22 protein-coding genes and 2 tRNA genes are annotated in these 21,825 nt (G+C 65.2%); 11 read left to right on the top strand and 13 right to left on the bottom strand.

Annotated elements, in window-relative coordinates:
• The first annotated feature begins 78 nt into the window (after nt 1-78).
• The 5 genes from AC1M0F_RS02590 to AC1M0F_RS02570 all read left to right on the top strand — a co-directional run bounded on the left by AC1M0F_RS02590 (nt 79) and on the right by AC1M0F_RS02570 (nt 3,839).
• The gene (locus tag AC1M0F_RS02590) at nt 79-1,341 is read left to right on the top strand and encodes a glycosyltransferase (protein WP_480236638.1); all 1,263 of its coding nucleotides are present in this window, start codon (nt 79-81) and stop codon (nt 1,339-1,341) included.
• A gap of 9 nt (nt 1,342-1,350) precedes the next feature.
• A tRNA-Ile gene (locus AC1M0F_RS02585) sits at nt 1,351-1,427 on the top strand.
• Between the two features lie 201 nt (nt 1,428-1,628).
• Nucleotides 1,629-2,186: a dihydrofolate reductase family protein gene (locus AC1M0F_RS02580; RefSeq protein WP_480236637.1), complete on the top strand. Its 558-nt coding sequence runs from the start codon at nt 1,629-1,631 to the stop codon at nt 2,184-2,186.
• A gap of 257 nt (nt 2,187-2,443) precedes the next feature.
• On the top strand, nt 2,444-3,049 hold the full coding sequence (locus AC1M0F_RS02575) for a hypothetical protein (RefSeq protein ID WP_480236636.1): 606 nt from the start codon (nt 2,444-2,446) through the stop codon (nt 3,047-3,049).
• A gap of 13 nt (nt 3,050-3,062) precedes the next feature.
• The gene (locus AC1M0F_RS02570) at nt 3,063-3,839 is read left to right on the top strand and encodes a PspA/IM30 family protein (protein ID WP_480236635.1); all 777 of its coding nucleotides are present in this window, start codon (nt 3,063-3,065) and stop codon (nt 3,837-3,839) included.
• 15 nt (nt 3,840-3,854) lie between these two features.
• Here AC1M0F_RS02570 and AC1M0F_RS02565 read toward each other — a convergent pair whose 3' ends face one another.
• The 5 genes from AC1M0F_RS02565 to AC1M0F_RS02545 all read right to left on the bottom strand — a co-directional run bounded on the left by AC1M0F_RS02565 (nt 3,855) and on the right by AC1M0F_RS02545 (nt 6,474).
• Nucleotides 3,855-4,415 carry a GIY-YIG nuclease family protein gene (locus tag AC1M0F_RS02565; protein ID WP_480236634.1) on the bottom strand — a complete coding sequence of 187 codons (561 nt, stop codon included), beginning with the start codon at nt 4,413-4,415 and terminating at the stop codon, nt 3,855-3,857.
• 124 nt (nt 4,416-4,539) lie between these two features.
• On the bottom strand, nt 4,540-4,707 hold the full coding sequence (locus tag AC1M0F_RS02560) for a hypothetical protein (protein WP_480236633.1): 168 nt from the start codon (nt 4,705-4,707) through the stop codon (nt 4,540-4,542).
• A gap of 32 nt (nt 4,708-4,739) precedes the next feature.
• Nucleotides 4,740-4,889, bottom strand: coding sequence for a hypothetical protein (locus AC1M0F_RS02555; RefSeq protein ID WP_480236632.1), 150 nt, complete (start codon nt 4,887-4,889; stop codon nt 4,740-4,742).
• Between the two features lie 169 nt (nt 4,890-5,058).
• On the bottom strand, nt 5,059-5,904 hold the full coding sequence (locus AC1M0F_RS02550) for a DNA/RNA non-specific endonuclease (RefSeq protein ID WP_480236631.1): 846 nt from the start codon (nt 5,902-5,904) through the stop codon (nt 5,059-5,061).
• 63 nt (nt 5,905-5,967) lie between these two features.
• Nucleotides 5,968-6,474, bottom strand: a complete 507-nt coding sequence (locus AC1M0F_RS02545; protein ID WP_480236630.1) for a DUF1990 family protein — start codon at nt 6,472-6,474, stop codon at nt 5,968-5,970.
• A gap of 14 nt (nt 6,475-6,488) precedes the next feature.
• Between AC1M0F_RS02545 and AC1M0F_RS02540 the strand changes: the two genes are divergently transcribed.
• A complete protein-coding gene (locus tag AC1M0F_RS02540) occupies nt 6,489-7,001 on the top strand; it encodes a four-helix bundle copper-binding protein (RefSeq protein WP_480236629.1) in 513 nt (170 codons plus the stop codon).
• Between the two features lie 11 nt (nt 7,002-7,012).
• On the opposite strand, the gene AC1M0F_RS02535 is transcribed toward AC1M0F_RS02540, so the two are convergent.
• Both AC1M0F_RS02535 and AC1M0F_RS02530 read right to left on the bottom strand, forming a co-directional pair.
• Nucleotides 7,013-9,490, bottom strand: a complete 2,478-nt coding sequence (locus tag AC1M0F_RS02535) for an ATP-dependent DNA ligase (RefSeq protein ID WP_480236628.1) — start codon at nt 9,488-9,490, stop codon at nt 7,013-7,015.
• Between the two features lie 143 nt (nt 9,491-9,633).
• Nucleotides 9,634-10,206, bottom strand: a complete 573-nt coding sequence (locus AC1M0F_RS02530; protein WP_480236627.1) for a PadR family transcriptional regulator — start codon at nt 10,204-10,206, stop codon at nt 9,634-9,636.
• 211 nt (nt 10,207-10,417) lie between these two features.
• Between AC1M0F_RS02530 and gad the strand changes: the two genes are divergently transcribed.
• The 3 genes from gad to AC1M0F_RS02515 all read left to right on the top strand — a co-directional run bounded on the left by gad (nt 10,418) and on the right by AC1M0F_RS02515 (nt 13,130).
• Entirely contained in the window at nt 10,418-11,788 is a 1,371-nt protein-coding gene (gene gad / locus AC1M0F_RS02525; protein ID WP_480236626.1) for a glutamate decarboxylase, read from the top strand.
• A gap of 23 nt (nt 11,789-11,811) precedes the next feature.
• Nucleotides 11,812-12,492: a hypothetical protein gene (locus tag AC1M0F_RS02520; RefSeq protein ID WP_480236625.1), complete on the top strand. Its 681-nt coding sequence runs from the start codon at nt 11,812-11,814 to the stop codon at nt 12,490-12,492.
• A 134-nt stretch (nt 12,493-12,626) separates the two neighbouring features.
• The gene (locus tag AC1M0F_RS02515) at nt 12,627-13,130 is read left to right on the top strand and encodes a DUF3145 domain-containing protein (RefSeq protein ID WP_480236624.1); all 504 of its coding nucleotides are present in this window, start codon (nt 12,627-12,629) and stop codon (nt 13,128-13,130) included.
• Nucleotides 13,131-13,282: 152 nt separating this feature from the next.
• Here the strand turns inward: AC1M0F_RS02515 and AC1M0F_RS02510 are convergent, their stop codons facing one another.
• The 6 genes from AC1M0F_RS02510 to aceE all read right to left on the bottom strand — a co-directional run bounded on the left by AC1M0F_RS02510 (nt 13,283) and on the right by aceE (nt 20,975).
• Entirely contained in the window at nt 13,283-14,518 is a 1,236-nt protein-coding gene (locus tag AC1M0F_RS02510) for a beta-ketoacyl-[acyl-carrier-protein] synthase family protein (RefSeq protein WP_480236623.1), read from the bottom strand.
• 117 nt (nt 14,519-14,635) lie between these two features.
• Nucleotides 14,636-14,884, bottom strand: coding sequence for an acyl carrier protein (locus tag AC1M0F_RS02505; RefSeq protein ID WP_090711896.1), 249 nt, complete (start codon nt 14,882-14,884; stop codon nt 14,636-14,638).
• An 82-nt stretch (nt 14,885-14,966) separates the two neighbouring features.
• Nucleotides 14,967-15,971, bottom strand: a complete 1,005-nt coding sequence (locus AC1M0F_RS02500; RefSeq protein ID WP_480236622.1) for a beta-ketoacyl-ACP synthase III — start codon at nt 15,969-15,971, stop codon at nt 14,967-14,969.
• A 42-nt stretch (nt 15,972-16,013) separates the two neighbouring features.
• Nucleotides 16,014-16,928, bottom strand: coding sequence for an ACP S-malonyltransferase (locus tag AC1M0F_RS02495; RefSeq protein ID WP_480236621.1), 915 nt, complete (start codon nt 16,926-16,928; stop codon nt 16,014-16,016).
• Between the two features lie 102 nt (nt 16,929-17,030).
• A complete protein-coding gene (locus AC1M0F_RS02490; protein WP_480236620.1) occupies nt 17,031-18,230 on the bottom strand; it encodes a PucR family transcriptional regulator in 1,200 nt (399 codons plus the stop codon).
• Nucleotides 18,231-18,248: 18 nt separating this feature from the next.
• The gene (aceE, locus tag AC1M0F_RS02485; protein ID WP_480236619.1) at nt 18,249-20,975 is read right to left on the bottom strand and encodes a pyruvate dehydrogenase (acetyl-transferring), homodimeric type; all 2,727 of its coding nucleotides are present in this window, start codon (nt 20,973-20,975) and stop codon (nt 18,249-18,251) included.
• 237 nt (nt 20,976-21,212) lie between these two features.
• Here aceE and AC1M0F_RS02480 point away from each other — a divergent pair, with 237 nt between their 5' ends.
• Both AC1M0F_RS02480 and AC1M0F_RS02475 read left to right on the top strand, forming a co-directional pair.
• Nucleotides 21,213-21,686, top strand: a complete 474-nt coding sequence (locus AC1M0F_RS02480; protein ID WP_480236618.1) for a peroxiredoxin — start codon at nt 21,213-21,215, stop codon at nt 21,684-21,686.
• 64 nt (nt 21,687-21,750) lie between these two features.
• A tRNA-Val gene (locus AC1M0F_RS02475) sits at nt 21,751-21,823 on the top strand.
• Nucleotides 21,824-21,825: the final 2 nt, after the last annotated feature.

Here is a 21,825-nt window from a genome sequence, read left to right as displayed (position 1 = left end):
TCGATCCCGGGAGGCCATCAGCCGAGGGATGTGGTCGGTAGCCTCCGCTCCGGCCGATGACGGAGGAAAACCCCCATCTTGCCAGACTCACTCAATTCGACCAGCACCGGTTCGAACACCACCCCACCCGCAGGGAAGCGTCCGTTGCGTATCCTCATCGGAGCCGACACCTTCTCCCCGGATGTGAACGGGGCAGCTCGCTTCGCAGAACGACTGGCCGCAGGTATGGTGGCACGCGGGCACGAGGTGCACGTCGTCGCTCCAGCAGCCTCGCGCAAGCGGGGTACGTGGACCGAGACGCACGAAGGCCAGCAGATGACGGTGCACCGTCTCAAGAGCTGGCGCTGGTACCCGCACGACTGGCTGCGATTCGCCCTGCCGTGGGCGATCAACCGCAATTCGGCGCGCATCATCGATGCGGTGAAGCCGGACGTGATTCACTCGCAGTCGTACCTGATCGTCGGCCGGGGCCTGTCCAACGAGGCCACGAAGCGGGGCATCCGGATCATCGCCACGAACCACCTCATGCCCGAGAACGCCCTCGAGTTCACCCTTCTTCCCGAGGGCTTCCGCGAAGGTCTCGTCCGCTGGGCCTGGAAGCTCGCCCGCGGAAACCTGGGACTCGCCGAGGTCGTCACAACGCCGACCCGCCGCGCTGCCGACTTCCTCGAGAAGTACACCGGCCTCACCGACGTGCACGCGATCTCGTGCGGCATCGACGCGCACATGTACACGCCGAACTTCGAACCGCGCACCGAGAACCGGATCCTGTTCGTCGGTCGTGTGACAGGTGAGAAGCAGATCGATGTGCTGATCAAGGCATTCGCAAAGCTCGACCCGTCCCTGGACGCAAAGCTGGAGATCGTCGGCGGAGGGGACCAGAAGCGCAACCTGGAGCACCTCGCGGTGCAACTCGGGCTCGGCGATCGTGTCACCTTCACCGGCTACGTCAGCGATGAGGAGCTCCGCTCCACATACACGCGCGCAACGCTTCTCGCGATGCCGTCGATCGCCGAACTGCAGAGCATCGTGACCATGGAAGCCATGGCATCCGCTTTGCCCGTCGTCGCCGCGAACGCCATGGCGCTTCCTCACCTCGTGCACGACAACGCCAATGGTTACCTCTTCGAGCCGGGCAACGTCGACGAGCTGGCCGCGCGCCTGACGGATGTCCTCACCGCGTCACCCGAGAAACTCACGGCGATGAAGCGCGAATCCCTGCACATGATCAAGGCGCACGACATCCAGCGCACGCTGGCCATCTTCGAGAGCATGTATCGTGGGGAACCGGTGACGGATCCCGTCACCGAGGCGATTCCCATCCAGGTGTCAGACGACTAGGCACCGCCGGGGGCGTTAGCTCAGCTGGTTAGAGCAGCGGACTCATAATCCGTCGGTCGCGGGTTCAAGTCCCGCACGCCCCACCATATAAACACTGGGATGCCGGGGAGCCGTGGGCCGGTCAGGAAACACCGTGCCCCCGTCCTGCCCCCTGTGTTTCGCTTCGTTCCGCTCTGCGAGGGCTCTCTTCTCCTCCTCGATCACCGCATGGTGATCGACGGATGGGGGTGTTGTGCTGCGCTCCTGACCGCCGCTATGGTCCCAGAAGACATCGCCAGAGGAGACCCATGGCCAAGCTCATCTACTCAATGATCACCTCGCTCGACGGGTTCGCAGAGGCTGCGGACGGAGATCTCGGTACCGGGGCCGACGACCAGGAGGTGCATTCCTTCATCGGCGACCTGTTCCGGCCGGTCGGCACGTACCTCTATGGCCGCCGGATGTACGAGACGATGGTCTATTGGGAGACCGCCGATGCCGAGCCCGATCTGCCCCCGCACATTCTGCAGTACGCTCGCGACTGGCAGGCCGCGGAGAAGGTCGTCTACTCGACGACGCTTGAATCGGTGTCCAGCGCGAAGACCAGGATCGAGCGGACCTTCGATCCCGACGCGGTACGCAAGCTCAAGGCCGAGTCTGAACACGACCTCACCGTCGACGGACCGAACCTCGCTGCGCAGGCGATCAGGGCCGGTCTGGTCGACGAATATCACCTGTTCATCACCACCAGCGTGGTGGGTGGGGGCAAACGATTCTTCCCGGATGGTGTGCGCCTCGATCTCGACCTGGTCGAGGAACGTGCCTTCGCCAGCGGACTGGTCTACGCGCGCTACCGGACCCGCTGAAGCGCGCTGGTGAATGGCGCGCGCTCAGACGGTATTCTCCGACGTCGACAGCGTGCAAGCGCTGATGCACCGCACCCTAGATGAAGAGCGCCGAGGAGGGTAGCGTTACCGGTGACAGGTGTGGCGCTGTCGCACCACGAAGCTGCACGATGAAGGCAAGCCGATGAACATCACGAGGCAACCCTGGTTGGGTCGATGACCATGCGATACTGCGCCGGCACGCTCATCCGCCCTCTCACACCTTCGCGGTGGTTCTCGTGAACGACCTCGGATGGCTCCTCCTCGCTCTTGCGTCGGTTGTCGTCGGGGCCTGGGTCGCGGTGTTCGTCGCGGCCCGCTCCCTGTACCGCCGAATCCGCCGCAATCTCAGCATCTCCGGCAGCACGTTGCGTGTTCGCGCCCAACTCAGCCATGGGTCACGACGCGAGGTGCTGAAACTGCGGATGCGACTGAAGGACGCTCTCGATAGCGGACAGGCAGCGATCGACCTCGCGGTGCGCAGCGAGGGCCCACGTGGTGAGCTCCCGCAGCTGTTTCGCCGAGTCACCAGTGAAGGCGGTCGGTTGGAGTCACAGTTGCGGCTTCTGGAGAGTGAGAACGACGAGGCGGTACTCGCCGAGATGCTCCCAGCGGCTCGCCATCGTGTCGACGAGGTGACGCACCTCGTACGCCGGCTGCGCTCGGTTGTCGGTTCCGGTCTCGGAGACCTCTCCGATGACAGCCTCACGGCGCTGCGATCCGACGTCGACAGGGAGGTGACGGCGGTGCGCGCCGGCATGCAGGAACTGCACGACCTCAACGGGCGGGATTTGATCTCCGATGCCGACCGGCGGCCGTTGACGGAACCCTTCACCAAGGAATGACCTGGGAGCGAGCATGAGCAACACATCACGGATTCGAAGCATCCTGCGCAGCAAGACGTCCCGCGGGATCGACAAGCTGGAGGATCCGCGTGAATTGCTCGACGACAGCTACGACCAGTTGGTGAACATGCTGCAACAGGTGAGGCAGGGACTCGCCGAGGTCGCGACCGCGAAGAAGCGGATCGAGTTGCAAGGGCAGGAGATGGGCGCCCGCCATAGCCGTCTGGCAGGTCAGGCTCAGGAGGCAATGGATCTGGGTCGCGAGGATCTCGCCCGCGCCGCGCTGGAGCGACGTGTCTTCCTGGAAGGGCAGGTGGCCACCCTCCGCACTCAGTACGTCGCATTGCAGAAGCAGACAGCAGGGTTGCAAGACAAGGAGCGTCATCTCGCCGAGCGCGTCGTCGCGTTCCGGATCGAGAAAGAGACGATCAAGGCCACATACACCGCATCCCAGGCGCAGGTGAAAGTGAACGAGACGCTGGGCGGCATCGGTTCCCAGATGGATGATGTCAGCAACAGTCTCGAGCGAGCGCGCGACCGGGTTGCACAGATGCGTGCGCGCGCGGCCGCGACCGATGAGTTGCTGTCCAGCGGTGCGCTGCGTGACCTCACCGAAGCCCCCGACGCCGACCTCGAGCGTCAATTGGCAGCACTCGCGACGGATGCCGATGTCGAACGCCAGTTGCAGACGATGAGGAGCACCCGGGGTTCGGAGTCCGGCCGTTCCCGTTCACCGGGTGAGAGTTCGGACTCGTGGCTGAGCATCGGACAGGGATCGGACGCTCCCTGAGCCCACTCCGCACTGTCAGCCGTGCAGTGCAGCCTGCTGGCTGAGCCACAGGGCGTACCGGGCCCACGGATCGTCGATGCCCGCCCGCAGTACATCGACGTGGGCGATGATGTCATCGTGAGCGTCGAACCACTCGGTGCGGTCGAACCGGTGCGCGGCGAACTGCGCGTGCCGTTTCTGCTCGGTCAGCCGGTTCCCACGTTCGAAGGCCAGGAGCTCGTCATGACGGATGCTCGCGAGCCGCTGGCGTGGGTTGGCGGTCGTCCCGATCTTGATCCGGTCCCGGAATCGGAGGTAGTAGACGACATCCACACGGTTGAGGAACGCGTCTCCGTCTGGGATGTCGCCGACTTTCCATTCGCAGACAGCGCACAGCCAGCCGGCCGGGTACCGCACCCCCAGGCGCGAGCCGCAGGCAAGGCACGGACTCGGAAGGACGTCTGTGACCCCGAGATCCCGTGACGCCCAGTCGTAGGCGACAAGGAGATGGTGCGGGCACAGGCTCAGCGGAGCACCCGGTTCGACGTCCGCGCCACAGGGGGCGCCAGAGTCCAGCTCGATCGTGCACGAAGTCATTCTGCAACGCTACGTCCATCCCCAGACAGCGCACGGCGCGCGAGATGGCACATCTGTACCCAAAACACGCACGTTCACGGGTCTTGGGTGCGAAACTGCCATCTCGCCGGGTGATGTGGTCGCGTCACCTGTTGTTATCGTGCGGGTCGTCGTCGAACAGGAGGTTCCGTCCACCGTCGCCGAGGATCGCCTCCGGTCGGGAATCCACCATCTTGATCGCGTCGCACCGGGCGCAGCCGACATATCTCGGGGAGTCCGATGCCTCCTGTTTGACGACCCACCTGTGGATCATCAGCCGGCACCGCAGTGGCCGATTCATCGTCATCACCGATGATCGCGGCCGAGGCGGAGGTACATGTTAGGCGACTTCTGCATGTTCTCCGGGCGATTGTCGCGCAGTGCGTCGCAGTATGCGCACGCGACATACGGCGGAGCATCCGGGGAGAGTTGTTTGACGACCCACTTGTGGATCATCAGCCGGCACCTGAACGGTCGTGGCATCTCGGCCTCCCTCGACGAGGGGCGCCTGACGCGCGGCCGGTTCGATCGTGCCGGCCGGTGACGCCGATGGCGCCTGTGCAAGAAAAGCTACTCCGACCTGTCGTCGCTGACAACGGGGATGCGGCCGCGAGGACCCGTTCGATCAGACGCGGACGTCGCCGAACGACTCGAGGCGGACCCAGCCGGTCGACGGAGGACGGATGCCCTGAACCGCCTCGAGGCGGTCAGCAGAAAGCAGAGGCCCGACCTCGAGGCCCGTGAGGTCGGCAATGTCACGGATCGGGACCTGGAACGTGCGATACGGTCCGAGCGGAGGCGGGGCATCCGTCGACGAGGCCCGAAGCCTGGCGTCGGTGAGATCGATCTCGTCCAACTGGGGACGCTGATCCAGCAGATAGCCGGTTGCGGCTAGTTCCGGTCCGTCCGGGCCGGGAACGGTCCAGGCCGCGATCTTCCAGAACGCCTGCGGAATGCCTACGCCCCTGTAGACCGGGTCGTCGTCGGCGAGAACCGGACCGGTGAACACGGAGAGCTTCTGGTCGGTCTCAGCCGCGTAACCGATGAGGTAGTCCTCGAGTCCGAGCCACAACTCCTTGGACTGGTTGAACTCCGCCGCCTGAGGCGCGGCGTTGGTGTACGCGAAGGTGTCGGTGTTCGCCCTTGCGGCCACATCGCTCGGTCCCCACACGGGGTCACGGCGCCGAACGAGATGGCCGCGGTCGAGGTCGTTGGCGCGGTACAACTCGGGTCCTGCCTGTTCGTCATCTGCGACCCGCGGGTCGAGGTGCCAGTCGTCACCGCGCCCGAGGTCTACCAGGGACGGTCCGTCGATGTTGACGGCGGTCGCCGCCGCCAGTCGACGACGGGCGTCCAGGAGCACGCTGAAGTGCACGTAGTCGAGCCGGACGACGTCACGATCTGCGATCGGGAGCGGGACGGGAACGGCGAGGAAACCCGGGTCGTAGCCGAGAGGTGCATTCGGTGACATGACCCCAGCTAAGCATTAGCGCCCGACAGGCCGCCATCCTCGGACACGGATGCCAGCCATCCGTCACCGATAAGAATCCAGCGCCCGCAGATTCCTCCGAAGGATCAGGTCCAGGGCCAGTCGCCCGAACGGCCCGGAGGCCCGCATCCACCACGCGGCAGGGCGCCACACGACCCGGATGTCGAGGCGAACGACATCGGTGTCGTCGATCGACACCGTGTAGCTCTCCCATCCGCTCTGCGGATGCCCGACGAGAGCCCCGTGGCCGAAGCCGGATCGTCTCGGTTCGTCGACCACCGCGAAGACGCGGCAGGCCACGCGCGGGCGCAGGGGGCCGAATGGGATCGCCCAGACCGACGTCGCGCCGACGGCAACACGCTCGGGCACGTCGACCGGGTGGAACCCGGATCCGTAGTGGACGCGCCATCGCCGGACGGCAGCCGCTGCCGACTCGAAACGGTCCCGGCCGGTTCCGATCACCCGGGACCGCGTGATCAGGCGGTAACCGGTGGGACCTGGGCCGTCGATCGAAGGCTCTCCGGTGAAGTTGTACGCGGTACCGAAGGGCATGACCCCAGCATGACATGCATGATCTGCGACGTTGCGGAAGGGCTGGACGCTCGGCAGGGTCACCCTTACTGTTCAGAGTGTGTCGACCACGACGGAGACACCCGGCACAGGAGGTGAGTGCGATGAGCTACGCGACATCCATTCTTCGAGCGGACCCGCGCCCGTTCGACAGTGACGACCGCGCTGTCCTGGCCGATTGCATCGAGGCCTGCCTCCAGTGTTCCCAGGCCTGCACGGCGTGCGCGGAGGCCTGCCTGAGCGAGGAGAGGGTCGCCGACCTCAGCGATTGCATCCGCATCGGGCTCGACTGCGCCGACGTCACAGGGGCGACCGCGAGGGTGTTGTCACGCCACCCGGGCTACGATGCGAATCTCCGTCGTGCCCTGCTCGCTGCCTGCCGGGCTGCCTGTGCCCTCTCCGCAGACCAATGCGAGCTCCAGGCGGAGACGTACAGCCATTGCCGGGTCTGTGCCGAGGCCTGCCGGCGTTGCGAAGCGGCCTGCGCGCGCCTGCTCGAGAGTCTCTGACGAGACCGAGGTCATTCGACCCGGACCTCTTCCGGTGACTTGTCCGGGCGCCAGCCGCGCCACGACGAGTGACGCAGTGCGCCGGCGCTCGTCCACTCCATGAAGGTCACCTCACCGACGAGGTCCGGTTCGATCCAGTGCACGTGCAGGAGCTCGTCTCGGGGCGCGTCGTGCACGGGCGGAGTCTGTCGGGCCATCCCGCGGAACCGGGTGACCATCGCGCGCCGTTCAGCATCGGAGAAGCCGGTCCCCACGCGTCCTGCATAACGGATGCCGGCGGCATCCGGGATACCGAGCACCAGCGATCCGATTCCACCGGCCGCGCTGCCCGCCCCCGGTCTCCATCCGACGACGACGACCTCTTGTGTGCTCTGGTGTTTGAGCTTGATCCAGGCGCGCGACCGCCTGCCCTCCGCGTATCGGCTGTCGCGAACCTTCGCGATGACGCCCTCCAGGTTCAGAGCGGTGCTGGATGCGAGTGCGGCCTCGACGTCGCCGTCGAACTCCTCGGGAACCTGGATCGGCCCGGTCGGGGTCACGCTGGCGGCCAGCGCGGCACGTCGAACGTCGTAGTCGTCCGCGGTGATGTCATGACCGTCGAGTTCGAGCAGGTCGAAGATCATCATCTCGATCGTGGCCGAACGGGCAGCGGACTCGTCCTCGCTCAGGCCCGCCCTGGACTGCAGGAATCCGAAGTTCGGCCGCCCCTTGCGATCCAGCGCGACGATTTCGCCGTCGAGCACAGCCGACGTCGGGCTGACGGCGGCGCGGAGGGGTTTCACCAGTTCGGGGAACGTGGCTGTCAGGTCCTTGCCGTTGCGGCTCACCAGCCGGACGTCGTCGCCGTCCAGATACGCCACGGCGCGGTATCCGTCCCACTTCATCTCGAAGGCCCAGTCCTCGTCCGCGTCGAGGTCTGAGGGTGTCCCGTTGGTCGCGAGCATGGGGGAGCGGAGTGGCCTCGTGATCGGCGCGACGTCGTCCGCCAGATTCGCCGCCAGCGCCATCGGCCGCGACGACGAACGGTGCGCCCCGGCCTTCTTCTTCGACCCGTCCATGAGGTGGATCAGCCAGTTGTTCTCTGCGCCGGGCCTGCTGGTGTGGATGAGGGCGTACTTGCGCGGTACTCCACCGAGTCCACCATCGGGCTGGCCGGTGAGTGTTGCGATGACCTCTTTGCCCTCGCGCCATTTCTCGAGGTCGAACGTGCCTGAATCCCAGATCGTCACTTCGCCTGCGCCGTACTCACCCTTCGGGATGACGCCTTCGAAAGTGCCGTACTCGAGTGGATGATCCTCGGTCTGCACCGCGAGATGATTCGTCGAGCCATCGAGCGGCGGCCCCTTCGGGACCGCCCACGAGACAAGGACGCCCTCATATTGCAGGCGGAAGTCGTAGTGCAGGCGCCTCGCGTGGTGTTCCTGGATGACGAACGAGTTGCCGCTCGTCAGCGGAGCGACGGCATCCGGAACCGGCTCGGGAGTCTTCGCGCCGTCCCGCATGCTGCGGTAGGTCGCCAGCCGGTCGAGTGAGGCCGGGGTCGCTTCGAAGGCGGCCTGGTGGCTCGGTGTCGGTTCGAGTCCGGCATCGCGCGACGACAGGAGAGGGGCGAGCAGGTCCCCGCGTTCACTGACCCGGTCGAGAACCTCCTCGAAGTCGAGCTGGCGGAGTGACGGTGACGACAGTTCGCGCCAGGTCCGGGGTGCGGCGACCATCGGTCGCATCCGTCCGCGGAGAGAATACGGTGCGATGGTCGTCTTGGCCTGGTTGTTCTGGCTCCAGTCGACCAGGACCTTGCCGGTGCGAAGCGTCTTCTTCATGTCGCTCACGACCAGGTCGCGGTTGTCGGCCTCGAGCGCACGGGCGAGTTCGTGGGCGACGGCCGAGACCTGCTCGGACGTCAACGTCCCGTCGAGTGGGGCGTAGAGATGGATCCCTTTGCTGCCACTCGTCACTGGTAACGGTTTCAGCCCCATGTCCGTGAGGATCTCGCGGGCGAGCCTGGCCACCTCGGCGCATTCGGCCAGGCCGACACCGTCGCCTGGGTCGAGGTCGAGCACCAGCCGGTCGGGCTTGCGACGCCCTCCTGTCCGTTCGAACTGCCACTGCGGAACGTGGATCTCGAGCGCCGACATCTGCGCGAGCCAGGTCAGGGTGGCCCTGTCGTTCACGAGGGGGTACTCGTTGGGCCCGCCCGAGTGTTCGATCGATCGCCGGGAGACCCAGTGCGGTGCTGATTCGTCGAGGTTCTTCTGGTAGAACACCTCGCCGGGGTGCTCAGCGGTGCCGACACCGTGCACCCATCTTTTGCGGGTGGCCGGCCGGTTCGCCGTGTACGGCACCATCACATCGGCGATCTCCGCGTAGTAGCGCAGAACGTCGGCTTTCGTCGTTCCGGTCTCCGGGTACATCACCTTGTCGAGGTTTGTGACGCTGATCTTGCGTCCGTCGACACTCACGATCTGTCTGGAGCCTCCGCGCGCGGCCATGGCCTAGACCGGTTCTTCCACGAGCGCGTCTGTGACGACGTGGGCGCTCTGCAGACCGATGATGTCGTCGATCGGATGCGTCGAGTGCCCGACGGTGAACAGGTGGACCATGCGGGGCAGCGTATCGTCGCCAGGAAAGTTGCTCAAGTCCCTTGAGACGCCGTGGCCGATGGGCGTCTGCCGCGTTGGGGGCGGATGCCTCTGAGCGGCAGGGCGGGATCACTGACGGCGAATGCCGCTCGCGTCTCCTCGAGCCAGCCGAGCGCGGCTCGTGCCCAGTGTCTGTCAGCTGCCGCTGCGACCTGCTCTCGCACGGGGAGGGAACCGGGATCGGCGGACGCGGCCAGCAGCGCGCGCCACGCGACGTCGTGGCGATCGAGGAGCCCCGCCCAGTCGGTCCCAGGAAGGCTCGAACCGATGAGTACCTGATCCAGCAGATCTGCCCAGAACCGCGGCTCCGGGGCGACGGGCAACTCCAGCCATCGCCCGACGGCGGCCAGGCCATCCGCTGTGATGGTGTACAGCGGGAGGTTGTCCTCGGTGACGCTGCCTCCGGCGACGAGGCCGGCACGCCCCAGCCGATCGAGGGTGCTGTAGACCTGGCCGACGTTGAGCTCCGCGCGGTGCGGCGCTCTCGACACGAGTTCGTCACGCAACGCCAGTCCGTAGCCAGGGCCGAGCGAGAGGATCGCGAGGATGCCGTCCTTGACCGCCATCTGCCCTCCAAAGTGAGTTCGCGAAAATTCTACCCGGTATATGTCACGAGGTCGGCCGGTCGCCCGATAAGGACGAGTTCCCACGAGAGCCCTAGCCGACGTCGCTCTCCCGTGCCACACTCTCATCGTGGTCGCCGTCCGGGCCCTCCGCCCCGTGCGTACACATCACGAAACCGCGTCGTTTCCGCACGAGAAAGCCCAGGTGTTTGTCATGATCCACGAAAACAGGCCCGATATCGGGGCTCTCACCCCCGCATATGCGACCCGATTCAGCCAGACGCCGGTACCAAAACACCGGATGCCGGACTTCGAGAGTGAACCGGCTGCGGTCTACCGCCTCATCCACGACGAGCTCCTCCTCGACGGCAGTTCCCGATTGAATCTCGCGACATTCGTCACCACCTGGATGGAGCCGGAGGCCGAAAGACTGATGGCCGAGTCGTTCGACAAGAACATGATCGACAAAGATGAGTATCCGCAGACAGCCGAGATCGAACGGCGTTGCGTCAACATCGTCGCCGACCTGTTCAACGCTCCGAACACGGGTGACGCGATCGGCACGTCCACCATCGGATCGAGTGAGGCCGTGATGCTCGCCGGACTTGCGATGAAATGGCGGTGGCGCCAGCGCCGAGAGGCCGACGGCTTGCCGACGGACCGACCCAACATGGTGATGGGTTCGAACGTGCAGGTGGTGTGGGAGAAATTCTGCCGCTACTGGGACGTCGAGCCGCGATACGTTCCGGTCACCCACGACCGGTTCGTGGTGGACCCTGACGAGGTCATGGAGGAGGTGGATGAAAACACGATCGGGGTGATCCCGATCCTCGGCACCACCTTCACCGGAGAGTTCGAGCCGATCAGGGAGATCCACGACCGTGTGGTTGCTTTCAACGCCGACAGGGGCCTCGACGTTCCGGTGCACGTCGATGCCGCCAGCGGGGGGTTCGTCGCACCGTTCCTGCATCCGGAACTGGAATGGGACTTCCGTCTTCCGCAGGTCAAGTCGATCAACGTCTCGGGACACAAGTACGGGCTCACCTACCCGGGCATCGGCTTCGTGGTGTGGCGATCGCAGGACGATCTGCCTGAGGACCTGGTCTTCCACGTCAACTACCTCGGCGGCGACATGCCGACGTTCACTCTCAACTTCTCGAAGGCCGGCAACCAGATCATCGGGCAGTATTACAACTTCCTGCGCCTCGGTCGCGATGGCTACACCCGGATCATGGAGTCGCTGCGTGACGTCGCGCTGCACCTCTCATCCGCGATCGCGGAGATGGGGCCGTTCGATGTCGTCAGTGACGGATCGGCGATGCCTGTCCTGGCGTTCAGGATGAAGGATTCGCAGCCATTCACCGTCTTCCACGTCTCGGAGCAACTGCGCACAGGTGGCTGGCAGGTTCCCGCGTACACGATGCCCGACAACGCCACGGATGTGGCTGTGCTCCGTATCGTCGTGCGGGAGGGCCTGGGCCTCGACCTCGCAGACGGTCTGCTTGACGCGCTGCGCCATGCCGTCGATCATCTCCGGGCATTCCCGCCGGGACACCCTGCGCCGCAGCCGGGCTTCAGCCACTGACCGTCCGGGCGGAGGAAACCGCGATGCGATGGCGCCGGGACGGGTCGTGGCGACCTCGCGAGCTCGACTGGCGGGTGGCCGCCCTGTTCATGGTCGGATCTGCGGTCTTCGCCCTGGGCTCGTTCCCTCCGTACGCACAGCTGGTCGACTCCCGTCTCGTCGGCCTCACCTTCTTCATCGGCTCCATCTTCTTCACCGCGGCGGCATACAGCCAGTTCCTCCAGGTGATCAACGATTCTGACACTGCAGGATCCGCGCGCCGTTTCCGCTTCATCGCGTGGCAACCGCAGCTACTGGCGTGGTGGGCAACGATCGTTCAGCTGGCCGGGACACTCTTCTTCAACAGGAGCACCGCCGATGCTCTGCTTTCGAACCTGTCGGTGGGGGAGGTGAACAGGCTGGTCTGGGCTCCGGATGTCTTCGGTTCGGTCGCATTCCTGATCGCGAGCCACCTGGCCTGGTTGATCGTGCGCGGACGCCCCTGGCAAGTTCGAAGGAACGATCCCGATTGGTGGATCGCTGTGCTCAACTATGTGGGGTCGGTCTTCTTCATGTTGTCGGCGATCGCTTCCGTGACGTTGCCGTCGACCGACGAGATCCTCAATCTGACGATCGTCAATTCGGGCACCTTCCTCGGAGCTGTCTGCTTCTTCGCGGGCGCCTACCTCCTGCTGCCCGCGCGGGCCGGACGGCGCGTCGAATGACACCGTTGTGATTTGCCAGCGCCGTAAGGCATAATGACTGCAACGGCGTTGTGCCGACAATTTCATATGATGCTGCAGCTCTAAGCATTTCCACGGTCGTTGGGGAAGACGTACCACAGGAAATGGAGGAGATCATGGTGGCATCAGTCGCACGAGGAGTGATTTTGGTTCACTCTTCTCCGCGCGCGCTCTGCCCGCATGTCGAATGGGCAGCTGGGCGCGCTCTTGGTCGTGCTGTGAATTTCTCCTGGGAGGACCAGCCGGTCCTCAAAGGGGCCCAGCGCACCGAGTTCTACTGGGAGGGCCACCAGGGGATGGGAGCCGCTCTCGCGTCATCGCTGCGCGGGTGGGAACACCTGCGTTTCGAGGTGACAGAGGATCCGACTCCTGGATCCGACGGCGGCCGCTGGCTGCACACGCCAGATCTTGGCATTTTCTTCGCCCAGACCGATACGGCAGGCAATGTCGTGATCCCGGAGGATCGCGTCCGCTACGCCATGGAGGTCGCCGGGTCGAACGCCGCCGAACTGCAGCGCGAACTTCGCGTCGCTCTCGGCCAGGCCTGGGACGATGAACTCGAACCGTTCAGGCACGCCTCAGACGACTCCTCGGTCGTCTGGCTCCACAAGGTCGGTTGACCCTCGATTCACAGAGCTGCAGGATGAGCGCCAGTGGCCTCAGGTGCTCCGGTTGGTGATTTCCCGGCCGGTTCGTCGTTGAAACAGCGTGATCCTGTCTACAGAAGAACCCCCGACGAAAATGCTCGTCGGGGGTTCTGTCGTGCGTGGGCCTAGACGCTGCGGAATGCGACGACGGCGTTGTGGCCGCCGAAGCCGAACGAGTTGCTGATCGCGAGCAGGTCGCCTGAACCGAGGTCGCGCGGAGACGTGACGACGTCGAGCGGGATGGCTGGGTCCTGCTCGGCGAGGTTGATCGTCGGCGGGGCGGTGCGTTCGTGCAGGGCGAGGATCGTGAAGATCGCCTCGAGCGCTCCGGTGCCACCGAGGAGATGGCCCGTGGCTGCCTTCGTCGCGGAAACCGCGATGTTCGGCAGGTGGTCGCCGAAGACGCGAAGAAGCGCGTTGTATTCGGCGATGTCGCCGACCGGCGTACTTGTGGCGTGAGCGTTCACGTGGATCACATCGGTGATGCTGGCACCTGAACGCTCGACCGCGGCGAGCATCGCGCGTGCGGCGGCCGAACCTTCCGGGTCCGGAGCTGTGATGTGGTACGAGTCGCTGGTGACCGAACCGCCGGCAAGCTCGGCGTAGATGCGGGCGCCGCGGGCGAGTGCGTGTTCCTCGGTCTCGAGGACCAGGGAGGCGGCACCTTCACCGAGGACGAATCCGTCACGGGAGACGTCGTAGGGCCGGGATGCCGTCTCGGGCGAGTCGTTGCGGCGGGACAGAGCCTGCATGGCTGCGAACGAGGCGATCGGCAGCGGGTGGACGACCGATTCGGTTCCTCCCGCGATGACGACGTCTGCGAGTCCGGCCTGCAGGTGCTCGTAGGCATTCGCGATGGCCTCGGTGCTCGACGCACAGGCAGAGACGTCGGTGCGCGAGTAGGCACGGGAAGGGATGGCCATGCTGATCGCGGCCGAAGCGGCATTGGGCATGAGCATCGGGATCGTCATCGGGAGAACCCGGCGGGGGCCCTTCTCCTTGAGGGTGTCCCAGGCGTCGAGGAGCGTCCACAGCCCACCGATGCCGGTCGAGTAGTCCACACCGACCCGCAGGGGGTCGACGTCGGGGGATCCTGCGTCTGCCCACGCTTCACGGGCGGAGACCAGGGCGAACTGGCTGGACGGGTCGAGTCGCTTCACTTCGACGCGCTCGAGAACCTCTGACGGACGAACTTTCGCTTCACCGGCGAACGTGACCGGAAGGTTGTGCTCGGCGACCCAGTCGTATTCGAGGGTGCGGATGCCGGATTCACCGGCGAGGAGTGCCTGCCATGATTCGCGGGCCGTGCCTCCCAGGGGCGAACTGGCGCCGATGCCTGTGACGACGATCTTCTTGGTCATGCGTGGGACTCTCCTGGTGCGTGGTCAGCGATACGAGGGGGAATGGCGTGTCCGCGGCGGCGGGAGACGAGGTCAGGCGAGGCTCGACCTGGTCTCCCGCGCACCGCTGGAACGGATTTAGGCCTGGGCCTTGACGATGAAGTCGACGGCGTCGCCGACCGTCTTCAGGTTCTTGACCTCTTCGTCGGGGATCTTGACGTCGAACTTCTCTTCTGCGTTGACGACGATGGTCATCATCGAGATCGAGTCGATGTCCAGGTCGTCGGTGAAGGACTTGTCGAGCTCGACGGTGTCGGCTGCGATGCCCGTCTCATCGTTGACGAGTTCCGCCAGGCCGGCGAGGACTTCTTCGGTGGACAGTGCCATTGTTTTTCTCCTTGGGTATCGATTGACCGTTGAACAGTCTATGGGGGTGCTGATGCGGCGCGGCGCATCGGAATTGCGGGTTCTACGGCAGGACGACGACCTGCGCGGCAAAGACGAGACCGGCTCCGAAGCCGATCTGCAGGGCGAGGCCGCCGCTCAGCTCGGGGTGTTCGGTGAGAAGGCGGTGTGCTGCAAGGGGGATGGAGGCGGCAGAGGTGTTGCCTGTCGTCTCGATGTCCCTGGCGATCACGACGCTCTCCGGCAGTTTGAGCTGCTTGGCGAACTCGTCGACGATGCGCATGTTGGCCTGGTGGGGGATGAATGCGGCGAGCTGGTCCGAGGTCACTCCAGCGGCGTCGAGGGCTTCCTTGGCGACTTTAGCCATGTCCCAGACGGCCCAGCGGAACACCGTCTGGCCTTCCTGGCGCAGAGTCGGCCAGGGCGCTTCGCCCCTGCGGTACTCCTGAAGCGTCGCGTTCATTCCGACGGCTCCGGCCTTCGAGCCGTCCGAGCCCCACACCGTCTTCGAGATGCCCGCGAAATCGCTGGGACCGACGACGGCAGCGCCTGCACCGTCACCGAGAAGGAAGGAGATGGAACGGTCGGCAGGATCGACGACGTCCGAGAGCTTCTCAGCGCCGATGACGAGTACGTAGTTCGCCGCACCTGAACGGATCAGTGCGTCGGCCTGGGCGATGGCGTACGGGTATCCGGCGCACGCGGCGTTGAGGTCGTATGCAGCGGCGGGGTTCGAGCCGACGCGATCCGCGACGACGGCGGCCATCGACGGTGTCTGCTGGATGTTGCTGATGGTTGCGATGATGACCGCATCGATCTGGGCCGCGTCGACGCCGGACGCGGCGATGGCTCCCTTCGCGGCATCCGTCGCCAGATCGACAGCGAGAACGTCCTGGCTGGCGCGCGTCCTGGTGATGATTCCCGTGCGCTGGCGGATCCACTCATCCGAGGAGTCGATGGGGCCGATCAGGTCCTCATTGGGGACGGAAAGGTCCCCGCGAGCCGCTCCCAATCCGAGGATGCGGGTGAAGGCCGGTCCCTGGGACTGCCGCAGAATGGGTGTGGTCATGCGTCTCTCTCGTCTGGTGCTGATTCGGGTGAAATGGGGATGTCAGACAGCCAGCAGCTCCATGGCTGCGGGGATGTCGTCAGGGGTTTTGATCGCGACGGCTGGCGTGCCCTTGAGGCCGCGCCTGGCGAGACCGGTGAGTGCGCCGGCCGGGGCGAGTTCGACGACCCCGGTCACGCCTGCCGCCTGCATCGATTCCATGGTCAGGTCCCAGCGGACCGGTGAGGCGACCTGTCCGACGAGAAGTTCGACGAACCGCGAGCCGGAGTCGACCAGGCTGCCGTCGGCGTTGGTCCACAGCGGGCGCACGGGGTCGGATGCCTGGAAGGCGTGAGCGTTCGAAGCGAGTACGTCCCTCGCCGGTTCCATGTAGCGCGTGTGGAATGCACCGGCGACCTGGAGGGGGATCACCCGGGTGCCTGACAGGGGAGCCGCAGTGAACTCGGCCAGTGCGTCGAGCGCCCCGGCGACGACGATCTGCCCGCCACCGTTGAAGTTGGCCGGCTGGAGATCGAGTTCATCGAGCCGTGCGAGGAGCGCGTCTGTGTCTCCACCGAGCACGGCGCTCATGCCGGTCGGAGTGGTTGCCGCTGCCGCAGCCATCGCCGTGGAACGCGCGGCGACGAAGCGCATCGCTGCAAGCTCGTCGAGCACGCCCGCACCGACTGCTGCGGTGATCTCACCGACCGAGTGTCCGGCGATGCCGACATCGGCGGACAATGGCCCGTTCGCGGAGAGCGCGCGCAGCGTGAGCAGACCGGCGGCGACGATGAGCGGCTGGGCGACGCGGGTGTCCCTGATGGTGTCTGCGTCCGATTCGGTGCCGTGCAGGATCAGGTCGAGGCCTGCAGCCTCCGAGTACTGTTCCATCAGCGCATGGTTCGACGGGGCGGTGAGCCATGGAGCGAGGAAGCCGGGGGTCTGGGAGCCCTGCCCAGGGCAGACGAGAACGATCACCGTACCAGTCTGCCAATCGTCGTCACGGATGGTGTGTTGAACATGTCACAAGAATGACAGGATCGCTTGTGCATGTCACACATAGCCACGCGACGGATGCGATCAGCGTCGCCGTTTGACGGCATCCGGTTCGGCGATGGAGCCGAGGATCAGGGCGGCCTGGAGGATGAGCGCCTCTCTGGCGCCTGTCGCATCCCAGCCGATGACGTCGGACACGCGTTTGAGGCGGTATCGGACGGTGTTCGGGTGAACGAACAATTCGCGAGCGGTCGCTTCGAGTGAACGGCCGTTGTCGAGGTAGCACCACAGGGTGGTGACGAGTTCGGTGGAGTGCGCCTGGAGAGGGCGGTAAATCCGCTCGATCAGCGTCGTCCGTGCGAGAGCGTCACCGGCGAGAGCGCGCTCGGGCAGCAGATCGTCTGCCTGCACCGGGCGCGGAGCGTGCCGCCATGCTCGAGCGACGGCGAATCCCGCGAGGGCTGCGCGCGCACTCTTCGATGCCTCGACGAGAGTGGGGACCGCATGTCCGAGGACGAGGTACCCGGAGCCGAAGCCCGGCTCGAGCTGGGTGGCGATCTCAACGAAACTCAGCGAGGCCGCTGTGCCGATCTCCTCGTCGTCGACGCCGTGCGACGTCTCGGCCCGACCGATCACGAGCACGAGCCGTCCGCCCTGGACGCCGATGAGGACGTCGGCTGCCATGTGCCTGGCTGTGCGGCGCAATTGATCGACATCGAGTTGGGGCGGTGTCGTACCGACGAGAACCGCGACCTCGCCGTGGCCGTGCCAGCCGAGGGCAGCGATCCGGCTCGGAAGCTCATCATCGGCCTCGCCGGAGAGGATGGAGTCGACGACGAGGGCTTCAAGTCGGGCATCCCACAGACCGCGGGCCTCAGCTGCGCGAGCGTAGACGTCGGCAGCGGCGAACGCGATTTCCCTCGAGTACAGCAGGATGCCCTCACGGAGGTCCTCACCTCCGCCGTCTTTCAGACGGTCCTCGACCACTTCCACGGTGACGCGGATGAGCTGAAGAGTCTGCTGCAGACTCACCGAGCGCAGCAGTTCACGTGGAGCGGCGCCGAAGACGTCAGCGGCGATCCATGGCGTCGACTTGGGGTCGTCGAACCATGCGATGAACGACGTGATGCCCGCCTGGGCGACGAGGCCGACCGCCGACCGCCGCCCTGGCGGCATTTCTGCATACCAGGGCAGCGTGTCTTCGAGTCGCTTCAGTGTTGTTGTCGCGAGTTCGCCTGACAGCCTGCGCAGCCAGGCGAGCGTCTCACTCTTCGAACGCGGCACGAGCGGGGAGCTGATGGTCTAGCTCTCACCACCGGCGTTGCCGGTGGTTCCCGAGTTCACGTCGTGCAGGTTGTACTTCTCGATCGCCTGGGCGGGAACCGAGCGGTCGATCTCGCCGCGATCGGCGAGGAGTTCGAGCGCACGGACGACCATCGACGGGCCGTCGATCTTGAAGTAGCGACGCGCGGCAGCCCTGGTGTCTGAGAACCCGAAGTCGTCTGCACCGAGGGTTGCGAAGTCACCGGGGACGAACTGACGGATCTGGTCCGGCACAGCATGCATGAAGTCGGAGACGGCGATGAACGGACCGTTGGCGTCCTGCAACTTCGAGGTGACGTACGCGACCTTTTTCTCGGCATCCGGGTTGAGGAAGTTGTGTTCCTCAGCCTTGATGCCGTCGCGGCGCAGTTCCGTCCACGAGGTGACCGACCAGACGTCTGCCGACACTCCCCAGTCCTGCTCGAGCAGGTGCTGCGCTTCGAGTGCCCACGGCACGGCGACGCCTGAGGCGAGCAGCTGGGCCTTCGGACCGGATGCTTCCGAGTCCTTGAGCTTGTAGATGCCCTTGATCAGGCCGTCGACGTCGAGGTTCTCCGGTTCGGCCGGCTGGACGATCGGTTCGTTGTAGACGGTGACGTAGTACATCACGTTGGGGTCTTCGTGCTCGCCGCCATACATCCGCTCGAGCCCCGAGCGCATGATGTGCCCGATCTCGTAGCCGTATGCCGGGTCGTAGGTGACCGTCGCGGGGTTCGTCGAAGCGAGGAGGGGCGAGTGGCCGTCCGCGTGCTGGAGGCCTTCACCGGTGAGGGTGGTGCGTCCTGCGGTCGCTCCGATGATGAATCCACGGGTCATCTGGTCTCCGGCAGCCCAGAAGGCGTCGCCGGTCCTCTGGTACCCGAACATCGAGTAGAAGACGTAGATCGGGATGAGCGGTTCGCCCTGCGTCGAGTACGACGTTCCGACGTTGGTGAACGCAGCAGCTCCGCCGGCCTCGTTGATGCCGACGTGGAGGATCTGCCCCTGGGGGCTCTCCTTGTAGGCGAGCAGAAGCTCGCGGTCGACCGAGGTGTAGTGCTGGCCGTTCGGGTTGTAGATCTTCGCGGTCGGGAAGAACGCGTCGATGCCGAAGGTGCGTGCCTCGTCGGGAATGATCGGGACGATGCGGTTGCCGAAGTCCTTCGCGCGGATGAGGTCCTTGAGCAGCCGGACGAACGCCATGGTGGTGGCGATCTCCTGCGTGCCCGAACCCTTCTTCGCGATCGCGTAGGTCGAGTCGTCAGGGAGGTTGAGCTGCGTGTACTTCGACCGACGCTCCGGAACATAACCGCCGAGCGCCTTGCGGCGTTCGTGCAGGTACTGGATCGCCTCGTCCTGGTCACCCGGGTGGTAGTACGGCGGCAGGTACGGGTTCTCTTCGAGCTGGGCGTCCGTGAACGGGATGCGCATCTCGTCGCGGAACGTCTTGAGGTTGTCGAGAGTCATCTTCTTCATCTGGTGGGTCGCGTTGCGACCCTCGAATGACGGGCCGAGGCCGTAGCCCTTGACCGTCTTCGCGAGGATGACCGTCGGCTGTCCCTTGTGCTCGGATGCCGCCTTGAACGCTGCGTACACCTTGCGGTAGTCGTGGCCACCTCGTTTGAGGTTCCAGATCTGCTCGTCGGTGTAGTTCTCGACGAGTTTGAGGGTGCGCTCATCACGGCCGAAGAAGTGCTCGCGCACGAAGGCGCCGTTCTCGGCCTTGTAGGTCTGGTAGTCACCGTCAGGGGTGGCGTTCATCAGGTTGAGCAGAGCGCCTGAGTCGTCGCGGGCGAGCAGGTCATCCCATTCGCGACCCCAGACGACCTTGATGACGTTCCACCCAGCGCCGCGGAAGAAGCTCTCCAGTTCCTGGATGATCTTGCCGTTGCCTCGCACAGGGCCGTCGAGGCGCTGGAGGTTGCAGTTGATGACGAAGTTGAGGTTGTCGAGTCCTTCGTTGGCAGCGACCTGAAGCTGGCCACGGCTCTCGACCTCATCCATCTCGCCGTCGCCGAGGAAGGCCCAGACCTGCTGGTCTGAAGCGTCCTTGATGCCACGGTTGGTCAGGTAGCGGTTGACCTGGGCCTGATAGATCGCGTTGATCGGGCCGAGTCCCATCGACACCGTCGGGAACTGCCAGAAATCCGGCATGAGACGAGGGTGCGGGTACGACGAGATGCCGTTCGGCGCGTGCGACTTCTCCTGGCGGAACCCGTCCAGCTGGTCGGTAGAGAGGCGGCCTTCGAGGAAGGCGCGCGCGTACGTGCCGGGGGAGGCGTGCCCCTGGATGAAGATCTGGTCCCCGCCGCCCGGGTGGTCGTGGCCGCGGAAGAAGTGGTTGAAGCCCACCTCGTACAGCGCCGCTGAGGACGCATAGGTGGAGATGTGTCCTCCGACACCGATCCCGGGGCGCTGGCCGCGGTGCACAGTGACGGCGGCGTTCCAGCGGATCCACGCACGGTATCGGCGTTCGATCTCTTCGTTGCCGGGGAACTCGGGTTCGTTCTCCGGGGCGATGGTGTTGATGTAGTCCGTCGTCGGCACCATCGGCACGCCGAGGTGCAGTTCACGCGAGCGTTTCAGAAGGCTCAGCATGATCTCGCGCGCGCGGCCATGACCGTGCGTCGCTACGAGTTGGTCGAGTGACTCCTGCCACTCCGCGGTCTCTTCGGGATCAGCGTCGAAGTTGTCAACCGAGTAGGGGTCCTGGTCGTTTACAGTCACCGTCGACCTTTCTGTATGGGCAGATCGTGCCTGGTTCTCACGGTGCAAATTGTCAGTGGGGGTCAGGGTATGACCCGCGCGGGCACCACTGATCAGCCTAGCGACTTGCGCGCGAGTTGGGCGACACAGCCAGCCGCCTTGGAGCACACGGCCAGCGGGGTTAGCATGTGGAACTGCATTGTGCGGCAGATCCCGCCGCACCGTATCCAGGCGATCCGCCTGAAAGGATGTTCCACCATGGCCCTCGAGAATGACACTCGAGCCCCCGACTTCGCGCTTCCGAACCAGTTCGGAGAGCTCGTCCAGCTCGGCAGTTTTCGCGGCAAACGCGCTGTCGCCCTCGTCTTCTTCCCCCTCGCGTTCTCCGGCAGGTGCACGAGCGAACTCTGCGAGCTGCGCGACAACCTCGCCCTCTTCCAGGACGCGGGCATCGAGTTGATCGGCATCTCCGTCGACTCCAAGTTCACCCTCCGTGCATGGGCCGAGGAGGAGGGCTACGACTTCACCCTCCTCGCCGATTTCTGGCCGCACGGTCAGGTCAGCAAGGAGTACGGCGTCTTCCTTCAGGACAAGGGCTTCTCGAACCGGGCGACCTTCGTGATCGACACCGACGGGATCATCCGGGCCAGCTTCATCACGGCACCGGGTGAGGTCCGCTCGCTCGCCGCGTACCGCGCTGCGGTCGAGCGGCTGCAGCACCAGCCCGTCTGACCACCGCTCGTTTCCGGCCCGCTCGGGAACCTGTGTAACATGAACTCGCTGCGTCACGCAGTGAGGGCCTTTAGCTCAGCTGGTAGAGCGCCACGTTTACACCGTGGATGTCATCGGTTCGATCCCGGTAGGGCCCACA

This window comes from Mycetocola sp. Y719, assembly GCF_056713205.1.
Note: the sequence above shows the minus strand (reverse complement) of the source record. Positions and strands in the feature narration are given on the sequence as shown.